The organism is Nocardioides sp. zg-1308 (assembly GCF_013155375.1).
Taxonomy (GTDB): domain Bacteria; phylum Actinomycetota; class Actinomycetes; order Propionibacteriales; family Nocardioidaceae; genus Nocardioides; species Nocardioides renjunii.
Window position 1 is genome coordinate 2,025,775 of sequence record NZ_JABJQY010000002.1, and the last position, 13,177, is coordinate 2,038,951.

A 13,177-nucleotide genomic window follows, 5' to 3' on the forward strand; every position below is an offset into this window, starting at 1 on the left:
GGTGAGGCGGCACGGTGGTGTGCCGTGGCAGCACCCTGCGCCGCGCGGGACGGTCGGGACCACGGACAGCGGCAGCTGTACGAGAGGTGTACGGGTGCCGGCCGGGTCAGGCAGCGGGCAGGCGGGCGGACAGGCAGGCGGGTCAGCCGGCCCGGTCGGGCAGCCGGGCTCCGGCGGCGGGGTCGCGCAGCATCGCGGCGGCGGTGGCCGGCGCCAGCCCGCGGCCGGTGTCGAGCGCGTCGTCGTAGCGGTCCGGACCCAGGTGGGCGCGCGCGTCGTCCGCGGCGGCGGTGATGGTCGCCGGGTCGGGGCGGTAGTAGCCGTAGCCGTGCGAGCCCTGCGCCTCCCGGATGGCCTGGGCCGCGCCGAGCAGCAGCGGGACGCGCGCGTGCTGGCCCGAGGCCGCGGCCAGGACCGCGCCGGCGTCGAGCAGGTAGGCGAGATTGGCCTGGTCGCCCGTCTCGAGTGACAGCGCCGTGCCCTCCTCGAGGTGCCGGCGGGCGGCCGCGTGGTCGCCGCGGGCGAGCTCGACCTGGAAGAGGTTGTAGAGCGCGATATAGGACGTCAGCCGGTCCTCGCGCCGCCGCGCCGAGGCGAGCCCCTCGCCGATGAGCCGCACGGCCTCGTCGGGGTCCTCCCGCAGCAGCGCCACGGTGCCCAGCCAGATGTGCCCCAGCGCCCAGGTCCACTCGACCGGCGGCCCGCCGGCCTCCGCGTGGACGATCGCCTCGTCGAAGAGGCGCTGCGCCCGCGGGAGGTCGCCCGCCATCAGTGCGACGAGGCCCTCGCCCGCCACGGCGTTGGACAGGATGTCCGGACTGCCGCCGGCGTGCTGGTGCGCGACGCCCCACCACCCGGCAGCGGTCGGCACGTCGTCCATCGCGAAGGCCATCGTGGCGGCGCCGAGGGCCGCCCGAGCACGGACCTGCGCCTCGAGCGAGTCGGCGTGCTCGAGGGCGCCCTCCGCGAAGCGGCGGCCGTGCTCGTGGTGCCCGCGCAGCCACCAGTAGAGCCACAGCTCCCACGCCATCCGGGCCGGCGTCTCGACGTCGCCGGCGGCGAGGGCCCGCTCGGCGGCCGCGGTCATGTTGGCGTGCTCGAGGTCGATGCGGGCGAGGGCTTCCACCTGGCCACCGTCGCGGTAGCTCGCGCTGTGCTCGGTCGCGACGGCCAGGTAGTGGGCGGCGTGGGCGGCGGTGGCCCGCTCCCACTCGCCGGACTCCTGCAGCAGGTCGCGGGCGTACTGCGCGACCGGCTCGAGCAGTCGCAGCCGACCCGGACCGTCGGCCAGGACCAGCGAGTGCTCGACCAGCTCCTCGAGGCTCGTGGCCACCTCCGAGCGGTCGGTCCCGGCGCGCTGGGCGACCGCCTCGAGGTCGGCCAGGGTGGTGCCCCCCACGAAGACGCCCATCAGCCGGAGCAACCGTCGCCCGGGCTCGTCGAGCAGGCCGTGGCTCCAGTCGAGGGTGGCGCGCATGGTGCGCTGCCGCGGCGGCAGGTCGCGCGGTCCGGCCTCGAGGGCCGAGTCGAGGCGGTCGAGGAGGGAGGCGGGGTCGAGGAGCCGGGCGCGGGCCGCAGCGAGCTCCAGGGCCAGTGGCAGGCCGGCGAGCCGCTCGCAGGTCGCGGTCACCGCGTCCGCGTCCCCGGGGTCCGCACCCCACCCGGGCTTGACCCGCTGTGCCCGGTCGAGCAGCAGGCGCGCCGCGGGGGAGGGCGACCCGTCCGGCAGGTCCTCGACCTCCAGCGGCTCCACGGCGTACTCGGTCTCGCCCCGCACGCGCAGCGGTGCGCGGCTGGTCGCCAGCACCGTGAGGTCCGGCACCGCCGCGAGCAGCGCGGCCACGTCGGGGGCAGCGTCGAGGAGGTGCTCGACGTTGTCCAGCACCAGCAGCAGCTGCTGCCCGCGCAGGCGCTCGACGACGTCGTCGAGGACCGGGCGGCTCGGGTCGCGCGCCACGTCGACGGTGTCGGCGACGGCCTGGAGCAGCTGCGCGGGCTCCCTCAGCGGCGCGAGCTCGACGAGGCGTACGCCGTCGACGTACCGCGCGCGCACCGCGGTCCCGACCGCCAGGGACAACCGCGTCTTGCCGACGCCGCCGGGGCCGCTCAGGGTGACCAGCCGGCTGGTCCGCACGAGGTCCGTCACCCGGCGGACGTCGTCGTCGCGGCCGATGAGCGGGGTCGCGGGGACCGGCAGGTCACGCGGCCCCGGCCCGGGCGTGGAGGCCGCCGCTCGCGGCGACCTCGCCGGGACCGCGGCGAGGAGGCCGGCCCGGCCCTCCTCGCTGAGCCCGAGCGCCGCGGCCAGCGAGCGGAGCGTGTGCGGGTACGGGCGCGTGCGGGTGCCTCGCTCGAGGGCGCTGATGGCGTGCGGGCTGAGCCCCGCGCGCTCGGCGAGCTCCTCCTGCGAGAGCCCCGCGTCCTCGCGGAGCGCGCGCAGCAGGGGACCCAGCGTGCTCGCCCCACGTGTCCCCACGACACCTCCACGGTCGACCTCGTCGCCGGAGTGTAGTGAGCACGGAGCCGTCACGTCGCCCCCCGGACCGCGGGGCGGGCCCGCTTCCCACGTCTGGGTCGGGTGGACTTCACTGGCGAGGTGTCCTCACGCCCCTCGACCGCCAGCGCCCGCTCCACCGACCCCGCGGCCGACCTCACGCAGGCGCGGGCCCACTGGCTGCGCGCCGACCTGGTCGCGTGGGACGTGCCCGACGGGGGGAACGGGACCCACCGCCTGCACTGGTCGCACCAGGGCGACCTCGCCGTCGACGCGGAGGCCGTCACCGGGGGCTCGGGCGTCCGGCTCACCCACGACCCCGCGGGCCTCCCCGCCGACGTGCTGGCGCAGTTCCCCCACCTCGGGGGTTTCCAGGCGTTCCGGCTCGACCCGTCGGCGGCCGCGCGGGCGGGCGAGATCCTTACCGGCCAGCTCGCCGTGGCGTCGTACGCCCCGGACGGGACGCTGCGCGACGCCACCGGCGTGCAGGTGCCCGGGGTCCTCGACCACCTGTACGCCGACGCCGCGGACCGCGGGCTCGGCGTCACCTGGCGCGGCGGCACGCCGACGCTGGCGGTGTGGGCGCCGACCGCGCAGGACGTGACCGCCGTCGTCGGCGGCAAGGGCGTGCCGATGGAGCGACAGCGCGACGGCACGTGGACGGTCACCGGGTCTCCTTCCTGGAAGGACGCGGCCTACACCTACGAGGTGCGCGTGTGGGCGCCGAGCGCCCGAGCGGTCGTCACGAACCGGGTGACGGACCCCTGGTCGGTGGCCCTCACCACCAACTCCGCGCAGTCACTCGTCGTCGACCTGAGCGACCCGGCGCTCGCGCCGGCGGGCTGGGCGGACACGCCGCCCCCAGTGATCGCCCGGCCGGTGGACCGCACGATCTACGAGCTGCACGTGCGCGACTTCTCGATCGACGACGAGACCGTGCCGGAGGGCGAGCGGGGGACCTACCTGGCCTTCGACCAGGACGACACCGCCGGGATGCGGCACCTGCGCCACCTGGCCGAGGCGGGGCTCAACACGGTGCACCTGCTCCCGGTGTTCGACATCGCGACCATCGAGGAGCGTCGCGCCGCCCAGCTGGTGCCCGACTGCGACCTCGCGTCACTGCCGCCGGACTCCGAGCGCCAGCAGGAGTGCGTGGAGGCGGTCCGGACCGGCGACGGCTTCAACTGGGGCTACGACCCCCTGCACTACACGGCACCGGAGGGGTCGTACGCCACCGACCCGGAGGGCACCCGCCGGACCCTCGAGCTGCGCCGGATGGTGCAGGGCCTGCACCGGGCGGGGCTGCAGGTCGTCCTGGACGTGGTCTACAACCACACCGCCGCCGACGGCCAGGCCGAGAGGTCCGTGCTCGACAAGGTCGTGCCCGGCTACTACCACCGTCTCGACGCCGCGGGTCGCGTCGAGAGCTCCACGTGCTGCTCCAACACGGCCACCGAGCACCGGATGATGGAGAAGCTGATGATCGACTCCGTGCTCACCTGGGCACGGGACTACAGGGTCGACGGCTTCCGCTTCGACCTGATGGGCCACCACTCGCTGGAGAACATGACGAGGCTGCGGGCGGCCCTCGACGGCCTCACCGTGAGCCGCGACGGCGTCGACGGACGCACGGTCTACCTCTACGGCGAGGGCTGGAACTTCGGCGAGGTCGCCGACGACGCCCGCTTCGCGCAGGCGACCCAGCGCCACCTGGCCGGCACCGGGATCGGCTCGTTCAACGACCGGCTGCGCGACGCCGTGCGCGGCGGCGGACCCTTCGACGAGGACCCGCGCGTCCAGGGCTTTGGCTCGGGGCTCCTCACCGACCCCAACGGCGCCGAGGTCAACGGCACCCCCGAGGAGCAGCGCGCGCAGCTGCTGCACCAGCAGGACCTCGTCAAGCTCGGCATGGCCGGCAACCTCGCCGACTTCCGGTTCACCTCCTCCCGGACCGGGCAGGAGGTGCGGGGCGCGGACGTCGACCACGACGGCCGGCCGGCGGGCTACGCCGCCGAGCCGTCCGAGACCGTGGCGTACGTCGACGCGCACGACAACGAGACGCTGTGGGACTCCCTCGCCCTCAAGCTCCCGCGTGCGACGCCGATGGCCGACCGGGTCCGGATGAACACCGTGTCGCTGTCGACGGTCGCCCTCGGTCAGGGCGTGGTGTTCTGGCACGCCGGCACCGACCTGCTGCGCTCGAAGAGCCTGGACCGCAACTCCTACGACTCCGGCGACTGGTTCAACCGCGTCGACTGGCAGCGGCGGGAGAACACCTTCGGCTCGGGGCTGCCGCCGCGCGCCGACAACGAGGACAAGTGGGTGTTCATGCGGCCGCTCCTGGGCGACCCCGCGCTGCGTCCGGATGCTGCCGCGATGGACGAGGCGCACCAGCGGGCGCTGGACCTGCTCCGGATCCGGTCGTCCTCGCGGCTCTTCCGGCTCGGCAGCGCGCGCGCCGTGCAGGAGAAGGTGTCGTTCCTCGACGCCGTGCCCGGGGTCGTCGCGATGCTGCTGGACGACACGGTCGGAGCGGACGCCGATCCGGACCGCGACGCGATCCTCGTCGTCGTCAACGCCACGCCGCAGCCGCAGACCGTCTCGCGGACGGGCGCGGGGTGGTCGCTGCACCCGGTGCAGGCGGCGGGCGGCGACGCGGTCGTCCGGAGCAGCACGGTGGCTGACGACGCGGTGACCGTGCCGGCGCGCACCACCGCGGTGTTCGAGCGGTGACGGGAGCCCGCTCAGCGGTCCCCGAACAGCATCTCGCCGAGGCTGCCGGGATCGTCCACCGTCACGGTGCCGCTGGCGATGTCGATGGTGACGCCGTCGATCCCGACGTGCTCGGTGCTCACCCGGTCGAGCGAGGGGACCGTCTCCTCGTAGAGGTCGGCCAGGTCCCAGTCCCCGGGCTCGGTGTCCGGGGTGCGGTAGAGCTGCTCGCCCGTGCGGGTGTCGAACACCACGACCTGCAGGGCGTGCGTGCCGTACTCGTCGGTGGGGCCGCGCGAGCCGTCCAGCAGGGCCAGTGTCGACCGGTCGGGAGAGATCACCATGCTGCTCCACTGCAGGTCGCTCACCTCCTCGGTGCCGCCCTCGGCGCTGGTGAACCACAGCACCTGGCCGTCGATCCAGTACGCACCTGACGGGCCCACGACGTGGGCGGCCGGGTCCTCGCCGATCGTCACCCGACGGTCGCCCACGTGCAGCACGCCGTTCGACAACCACGACCGCTCGCTGACGTCCCACTCGGTCGGGCCCACGGGCAGCTCGAAGGGGGCCGCCCCGGCATAGCGGCTGAGCCCCCACCCTCCCGCCACCGCGGCGCAGACGAGCGCGGCCGCGACGAGCACACGTGTCCTCACGCCGCGATGCTCCCACCCGCGGCCACGAGGCGGACGCACCGACGCCCCCGGCCGGGAGACGGGGGCGTCGGTGTCGTGCGGGCCTGGTGAGGTGGTGCGAGGTGGTGGGCGTCAGGCCCAGCGCTCGGAGGCCGAGGTGAAGGTGAGCTCGCGGTCGCCGGTGTAGATCTGCTTGGGCCGGGCGATCTTCTGGTCCTTGTCCTGCACCAGCTCCGACCACTGCGCCAGCCAGCCCGGCGTACGGCCGATGGCGAAGAGCACCGTGAACATCTCGGGCGGGAACTGGAACGCCTCGTAGATGAGGCCGGAGTAGAAGTCGACGTTGGGGTAGAGCTTGCGCTTGACGAAGTACTCGTCCTCGAGCGCGATCTTCTCCAGCTCGAGCGCGATGTCGAGGAGCGGGTTGGTGCCGGTGACCTCGAAGACGTCCTCGGCGGACTTCTTGATGATCTTCGCGCGCGGGTCGTAGTTCTTGTAGACCCGGTGGCCGAAGCCCATCAGCCGTTCGTTGCCGTCCTTGACCCCGGAGATGAAGGCCGGGATGTTCTCGGTCGAGCCGATGCGGCGCAGCATGCGCAGCACCGCCTCGTTGGCGCCGCCGTGCAGCGGCCCGTAGAGCGCACCCACACCGGCCGCGACGGCCGAGTAGGGGTCGACCTGGGAGGAGCCGACGGAGCGGACCGCGTTGGTCGAGCAGTTCTGCTCGTGGTCGGCGTGCAGGATGAACAGCACGTCGAGGGCCTTGACCAGCCGCTCGTCGGCCTCGAACTTCTGCTCGCTCATCTTGAACAGCATCGAGAGGAAGTTGGCGGTGTAGCCGAGGTCGTTGTCGGGGTAGACGTAGGGCTTGCCCTGCGCGTGCCGGAACGACCAGGCGCCGAGCGTCGGCATCTTGGCGATCATGCGCACGATCTGCATGTGCCGGTTGTCCGCGTCGCTGATGTTGCGGGCGTCGGGGTAGAACGTCGACAGCGCGCCGACCGAGGCCATCAGCATGCCCATCGGGTGGGCGTCGTAGCGGAAGCCGTGCATGAAGTTCTTGACGTTCTCGTGCACGAAGGTGTGGTAGGTGATCTCGTGCACCCAGGCGTCGTACTGCTCCTTGGTGGGCAGGTCGCCGTGGATGAGCAGGTAGGCCACCTCGAGGAAGTTGGACTTCTCGGCCAGCTGCTCGATCGGGTACCCGCGGTACTCGAGGATGCCCTTGTCGCCGTCGATGTAGGTGACCGCCGAACGGCACGAGGCCGTGTTGACGAAGCCGGGGTCGTAGGTGGCGAGGCCGGGCTCGTCGTCGGTGAGGCGGATCTGCCCCAGGTCCTTGGCCGCGATCGTGTTGTCGGTGATCGCGATGTCGTACTCCTGACCGGTCCGGTTGTCCCGGACCGTCAGGGAATCCTTGGCCGCAACGTCGGTCACGTCGGCTCCTGTCCCATACGTGTGTACGTCTTCTGGTGTCCCCTCAACCTAGCCGCGGCTGTCGGGGGAGCGCGAACCAGGTGTCCACTACCCGGGTCGCGCCCGGGCCGAGCGGCGTCAGCGGCCGGCCACGCGGTGGGCGGCGAGCGCGATCCGGCTGGTGCGCGGCAGCCCGGCGTCCTCGCGGCGGTCGGCGGCCCGGTAGAGCCGGTAGAGCGCGTGCACGCCGAGCCAGCGCAGCGGCTCGGGCTCCCACCGGCGGACGCGGTGACCGGTCCACGGCAGCCGGACGAGGTCGGTGTCGTGGCCGAGCACCAGGTCGCGCAGCGTGCGAGCGGCGAGGTTGGTCGCGGTGAGTCCGGACCCGACGTAGCCGCCGGCGTGGCCGAGTCCCGTGCCGGGGTCGAAGCAGACGCTGGCGCTCCAGTCCCGCGGCACGCCCAGCACCCCGCACCAGGCGTGGTCGAGGCCGATGCCGGCGAGCGACGGGAACAGGTCGGTGAGGGTCGATCGCAGCGACTCGACGGTGGCCGGCTGGGTGCGCCCGTCGACGTCGGTGCGCGAGCCGAAGCGGTAGGGCACCCCGCGCCCGCCCATCGCGATCCGGCCGTCGGCGGTGCGCTGCGCGTAGCAGTAGGCGTGCGCCTCGTCGCCGAGCAGCTCGGCGCCGTCCCAGCCGATCCGCGCCCACTGGGCGTCGCTCAGCGGCTCGGTCACGACGATCGCGGAGTTCATCGGCAGCCAGTCGCGGCGGTGGCCGGCGAGCCCGGCGGTGAAGCCCTCCAGGCAGCGCAGCACGACCGGGGCACGCACGGTCCCGCGGTCGGTGCGCACGACGCCCGGCTCGACGGCCAGCGCCCGGGTGCCCTCGTGGATGCGGACGCCGCGCTCGCGCACGACCCGCGCGACGCCGGCGACCAGCCGGGCCGGGTGCACCCGCGCGCAGTCGGGGTCGTGGTGGCCCGAGACGGCGCCGGCCACGCGGACGCGGGCCGCGACCTGGTCGGCGGTGAGCTCGCCGCCGAGGCGCCGGCGCTGGGCCTCGGAGCGGGCGACCACCAGCACGCCGCTGCGCACGATGTCGGCCTCGATGCCCTCGCGGGCCGCGACGCCGATGACCTCGTCGACCGTGGCCCGCAGGGCGTCGCGCAGCCGCTGCACGCCGGCCTCGCCCGCCACCTCGGCGTACGTCGCCGCACTGCCGGCCAGCTCGCTGGAGAGCCAGCCGCCGTTGCGCCCGGAAGCGCCGAAGCCGGCGAACTCGGCCTCGACGACGCGGACGTCAAGGCCCGGGTCGGCCTCGTGGAGGTAGAGGGCCGTCCAGAGGCCGGTGAGGCCACCGCCGACGATCGCGACGTCGCACGTCACGTCGCCGTCCAGCAGGTCGGTGGGGGTGGGCAGCCCGACCTGCTGCCACCAGAAGGAGACGCCGCCGTTGCGCACGCCGCCATTCTGGGGGCATCCGTGGCTCCCGGACGCCCGCCCCGTCGTTTTGACCCCCCGCGCGGGGGCGCCGTACTCTTGCTGGTCGCGACTCCTGCCGCGTCCGCTCCCTCCCCACGGAGACCCGGAGCGGGTGCAGATCCGGACGTCATCCCCAGTCTCCGCCGAGCGGAGCGGGGGAGCGATCCGGGCCGTGTTCGTCAGAGGCCGCAGCACCACCACCCGCTCCTCGTCCGAGGCGCGGGACCCACGAACCAGAACGGGACATGCCGTGCGCACGTACAGCCCCAAGCCCGCTGACATCCAGCGTGAGTGGCTCGTCATCGACGCCACCGACGTGGTCCTCGGACGCCTCGCCGTCCAGACCGCCAACCTCCTCCGAGGCAAGCACAAGCCGACCTTCGCCCCCCACATGGACGTGGGCGACTTCGTGATCATCGTCAACGCGTCGAAGGTGTCGCTGTCGGGGAGCAAGAAGACGACCAAGATGGCCTACCGCCACTCCGGCTACCCGGGCGGCCTCTCGGCCACCCCGTTCGGTGAGCTCCTCGAGAAGGACGCCCGCAAGGCCATCGAGAAGGCCGTGTGGGGCATGCTCCCGAAGAACAAGCTCGGTCGCCAGATGCTGAAGAAGCTCAAGGTCTACCCCGGCCCCGACCACCCGCACGCGGCCCAGAAGGCCGTTCCCTTCGAGATCTCGCAGATCTCCCAGTGACGACTGAGGACTCACAGATGACTGAGAACACCACCGAGGTCGAGGAGACCTTCGAGACCGACGCCGAGGGCGTTGCCTACACGTCCGAGAGCGACGCCTCGGCCGACACCCCCGCCCGCCCGGCCACCATCGCGCCCGCCGGCGCGACCGGCCGCCGCAAGGAGGCCGTCGCCCGCGTCCGCATCGTCCCGGGCACCGGCGAGTGGACCATCAACGGCCGCACGCTCGACAACTACTTCCCCAACAAGCTGCACCAGCAGATCGCCAACGAGCCGTTCGCCGAGCTGCAGCTCGAGGGCCGCTTCGACGTGATCGCCCGCATCCACGGCGGCGGCATCGCCGGCCAGGCCGGCGCCCTGCGCCTCGGTGTGGCCCGCGCGCTCAACTCCGTCGACGTCGAGGCCAACCGCCCGGCGCTCAAGAAGGCCGGTCTGCTGACCCGCGACGCCCGCGTCGTGGAGCGCAAGAAGGCCGGTCTCAAGAAGGCCCGCAAGGCCAGCCAGTTCTCCAAGCGCTGACCTTGGCGCGACTCTTCGGCACGGACGGGGTCCGGGGCCTGGCGAACGCCGATCTCACGGCAGAGCTGGCCCTGGACCTCTCCGTCTGTGCCGCACACGTCCTGGCCGACCGCGGCGAGTTCGAGGGGCACCGTCCCCTCGCCGTGGTGGGCCGGGACACGCGCATCTCCGGCCAGTTCCTCGAGGCCGCGGTCGTCGCGGGCCTCGCCTCGGCGGGCGTCGACGTGCTCCTGCTCGGGGTGCTGCCCACGCCCGGCGTGGCCTACATGACCGAGCGCCTCGGCGCGGACCTCGGCGTGATGCTGTCGGCCTCGCACAACCCGATGCCCGACAACGGCATCAAGTTCCTCGCGCGCGGCGGCCACAAGCTCGACGACGCCATCGAGATCGCCATCGAGCGCCGGATGGGCGAGCCCTGGGCGCGTCCCACCGGCGGCGACGTCGGCCGGGTGCAGGCCTACGACACGGCCGTCGAGGAGTACGCCGCGCACCTCGAGAGCACGATCACCCACCCGCTGGTGGGGCTCAAGGTCGTCCTCGACTGCGCCGAGGGCGCAGCCCACGCCGCCGGGCCGCGGGCCCTCGAGGACGCCGGCGCGACGGTCATCGCGATCCACGCCGACCCCGACGGCCTCAACATCAACGACAACTGCGGCTCGACCCACCTCGGGTCGCTCCAGGCCGCCGTGGTCGAGCACGGCGCCCACGCCGGCTTCGCCCTCGACGGCGACGCCGACCGCTGCCTGGCCGTCGATGCCGAGGGCAACGTCGTCGACGGCGACCAGATCCTGGCGATCCTGTCGCTCTCGCTCCTCGAGCAGGGGCGGCTCGCCAAGGACACCGTGGTCGCCACCGTGATGAGCAACCTCGGCTTCGTGCAGGCCATGCGTGCCGGCGGCGTCGGCGTGCGCCAGACCAAGGTCGGCGACCGCTACGTCCTCGAGGCGATGAAGGTCTCCGGCTACTCCCTGGGTGGGGAGCAGTCCGGCCACGTCATCCTCCGCGACCACGCCACCACCGGTGACGGCATCCTCACCACGCTGCACGTCATGGAGCGGATGGCCACCACCGGCAAGTCGCTGGCCGAGCTCGCCTCGGTCATGACCCGGCTGCCGCAGGTGCTGCTCAACGTCGCCGGCGTCGACAAGTCGCGCGCCGACGAGGACGCCGTCCTGGCGGCCGCCGTCGCCGAGGAGGAGGCGGTGCTCGGCGAGCGCGGGCGGATCCTGTTGCGCCCCTCGGGCACCGAGCCGATCGTGCGCGTCATGGTCGAGGCCCCCACCCACGACGAGGCGCACGGCGTCGCCGTCCGCCTGGCCGACGTGGTCAAGCGCCAGCTGGCGCTCTAGCCGCTCGACCCCGGCCGCAGCGCCACCAGCCGGTCCGCGGCCCGACGGGCCGCCGCCGCACGCTCGGGGGCCGCGTCGTCGTACGCCAGCGCGGCCTCCCGGAGCGCGGCGATCTCGCTCTCGAGGAGGGCCAGCTCGTCCGCGTCGTCCAGCACACGCCGGGCCGCCTCGGTCGAGCCGACGCCGACCGGCGCCTCCTCGATCGCCCCGGCCCGCACCGCCGTCGGCACCGCCTCGGCGTTCTCCAGCGCGGCGAGCGTGGTGCGGAGCGCGGACACGGTCCCGGCGTCCCGGGCCCGGCGGGCCTCGAGCAGGGCGGCGCGCAGCCGGGAGCGGAGCGGGGAGTCGGTGGTCACGGGTCGAGCCTGCCCACGAGCGGCCCGGCGCGCACGGGGTTATCCGGGTGACGGGCGGCGGCGGCGCGGCTACGGTCGCGGCGTGGTCGACATCGAGCAGATCAACCCCCGCAACCAGGCAGCGCTCCGGGCCTGGTGGGAGGTCGGCGCCGCGGCGACCGCCGAGCGCCCCGGCAAGCCGTGGCCGCTGTGGGACCAGAGCCGCGTCGCGCTGCCCGCCGACAACCCCGAGCGTGCCGTGACGCTCATCGGGGCGATCGACGGCCGCGAGATGGTGGGCGCGGGCCTGCTCACCCGCCCCCTGCGCGAGAACCTGCACACCGCCATGGCGTTCGCCTACGTCCGGCCCGACCGGACCCGCAAGGGCATCGGCCGTCGGCTGGTGGAGGAGCTCGAGGTCGTGGCCGCCGGCGACGGGCGCACGACGATCCAGAGCGAGGCCTACCTCCCGCCGGGCGGGACCGGCGCATCCGAGGCGTTCGCGAGAGCCATGGGGTACGACGTCGCGAGCCGCGAGGCGATCAAGGAGCTGACGCTCACCGACTACCTCGCCCGCCGCGACGCCCTCGCGGTCGAGGCGTCCGCCGCCGACGCCTACCGGGTCATCACGTTCGACACCGTCTGCCCCGAGGAGCACCTCGACTCGTTCGGCCGACTGCTCGGCATGCTCATGTCGGAGGTGCCGCTGGGCGAGCTCGACCTCGCGGCCTCGGAGTGGACCCCGGAGCGCATCCGCGACGCCGAGCAGCGCCAGGTCGACGTCGGCCGACACGTGCAGACCGCCATGGCGATCGCCCCGGACGGCTCCGTGGCGGGCGTGTCCGACGTACGCGTCGACGACAGCGACCCGGCGTACGGGCAGGTCGGCATCACGATCGTGGACCCCGCCCACCGCGGCCACCGGCTCGGGCTCGCGCTCAAGCTCGCCACGCACGACCTGGCGGTGGCGACGTACCCCGACCTGGTCTCGCTGGACACCTCCAACGCCGAGGTGAACACCTGGATGAACGCCGTCAACGAGGCGCTGGGCTACCGCACCATCGAGACGCTGCTGGAGCTGCAGAAGAAGCGCTGATCAGCGCGCCTCGGCGGCGGCGTCGTAGTCGTCGCGGGAGGCGAGGATGCGGGACAGGTGGGTCTCGGCCCAGTCGGTGAGCGCCGCGATCGGCCCGGTCAGCGAGGCGCCGAGCTCGGTGAGCTCGTAGTCGACGCGGGGCGGCACCTGGGCGTGGACCGTGCGAGTCAGCAGGCCGTCGCGCTCCATCGCGCGCAGCGTCTGGGTGAGGACCTTGGGCGCGACGCCGCCGATCCGCGCACGGAGCACGCTGAAGCGGAGCGGGCCGCCGACGAGCGCGCCGATCACCAACGCCGTCCACTTGTCGCCGATGCGGTCGAGGACCACGCGGGTCGGGCAGTCGGGGTCGAAGGCGTCGCCACGCGCGGGTCGGTTGGTTACCACAAGGTACTTATAGCACGTTGAAGTCAACGGTTACCAGTGGTTACCGTCGGCGCCACATACCA

Annotated in this window: 11 protein-coding genes; 5 read left to right on the forward strand and 6 right to left on the reverse strand. The window is 73.6% G+C overall.

Annotated features, from left to right (window positions below; genetic code table 11):
- Positions 1 to 142: 142 nt before the first annotated feature.
- A complete protein-coding gene (locus tag HN031_RS11550; RefSeq protein WP_172269999.1) occupies positions 143 to 2,476 on the reverse strand; it encodes a helix-turn-helix domain-containing protein in 2,334 nt (777 codons plus the stop codon).
- Between the two features lie 120 nt (positions 2,477 to 2,596).
- On the opposite strand from HN031_RS11550, the gene pulA reads away from it, so the two are divergent.
- Entirely contained in the window at positions 2,597 to 5,227 is a 2,631-nt protein-coding gene (gene pulA, locus HN031_RS11555; protein WP_367650737.1) for a pullulanase-type alpha-1,6-glucosidase, read from the forward strand.
- Positions 5,228 to 5,238: 11 nt separating this feature from the next.
- Here pulA and HN031_RS11560 read toward each other — a convergent pair whose 3' ends face one another.
- The 3 genes from HN031_RS11560 to HN031_RS11570 all read right to left on the reverse strand — a co-directional run bounded on the left by HN031_RS11560 (position 5,239) and on the right by HN031_RS11570 (position 8,718).
- Positions 5,239 to 5,859, reverse strand: coding sequence for a hypothetical protein (locus HN031_RS11560; protein ID WP_172270001.1), 621 nt, complete (start codon positions 5,857 to 5,859; stop codon positions 5,239 to 5,241).
- A 111-nt stretch (positions 5,860 to 5,970) separates the two neighbouring features.
- On the reverse strand, positions 5,971 to 7,275 hold the full coding sequence (locus HN031_RS11565) for a citrate synthase (RefSeq protein WP_172270003.1): 1,305 nt from the start codon (positions 7,273 to 7,275) through the stop codon (positions 5,971 to 5,973).
- A gap of 117 nt (positions 7,276 to 7,392) precedes the next feature.
- Positions 7,393 to 8,718, reverse strand: coding sequence for an FAD-binding oxidoreductase (locus tag HN031_RS11570; protein ID WP_322424853.1), 1,326 nt, complete (start codon positions 8,716 to 8,718; stop codon positions 7,393 to 7,395).
- 271 nt (positions 8,719 to 8,989) lie between these two features.
- On the opposite strand from HN031_RS11570, the gene rplM reads away from it, so the two are divergent.
- Genes rplM through glmM form a run of 3 tightly spaced genes read left to right on the forward strand, consistent with a single transcriptional unit; the run spans position 8,990 to position 11,300 of the window.
- Positions 8,990 to 9,433, forward strand: a complete 444-nt coding sequence (rplM, locus tag HN031_RS11575) for a 50S ribosomal protein L13 (protein ID WP_172270007.1) — start codon at positions 8,990 to 8,992, stop codon at positions 9,431 to 9,433.
- Entirely contained in the window at positions 9,430 to 9,951 is a 522-nt protein-coding gene (gene rpsI / locus HN031_RS11580) for a 30S ribosomal protein S9 (protein ID WP_322424852.1), read from the forward strand. The genes rplM and rpsI overlap by 4 nt, the downstream gene beginning before the upstream one ends.
- Positions 9,952 to 9,953: 2 nt before the next feature.
- Entirely contained in the window at positions 9,954 to 11,300 is a 1,347-nt protein-coding gene (gene glmM, locus HN031_RS11585) for a phosphoglucosamine mutase (RefSeq protein ID WP_172270011.1), read from the forward strand.
- Here the strand turns inward: glmM and HN031_RS11590 are convergent.
- Positions 11,297 to 11,656: a hypothetical protein gene (locus HN031_RS11590; RefSeq protein WP_172270013.1), complete on the reverse strand. Its 360-nt coding sequence runs from the start codon at positions 11,654 to 11,656 to the stop codon at positions 11,297 to 11,299. The genes glmM and HN031_RS11590 overlap by 4 nt on opposite strands.
- An 82-nt stretch (positions 11,657 to 11,738) precedes the next feature.
- Here HN031_RS11590 and HN031_RS11595 point away from each other — a divergent pair, with 82 nt between their 5' ends.
- On the forward strand, positions 11,739 to 12,731 hold the full coding sequence (locus HN031_RS11595) for a GNAT family N-acetyltransferase (protein WP_172270015.1): 993 nt from the start codon (positions 11,739 to 11,741) through the stop codon (positions 12,729 to 12,731).
- Here the strand turns inward: HN031_RS11595 and HN031_RS11600 are convergent, their stop codons facing one another.
- Complete coding sequence (locus tag HN031_RS11600) at positions 12,732 to 13,115, reverse strand: helix-turn-helix domain-containing protein (protein ID WP_172270017.1); 384 nt, start codon at positions 13,113 to 13,115, stop codon at positions 12,732 to 12,734.
- Positions 13,116 to 13,177 lie beyond the last annotated feature (62 nt).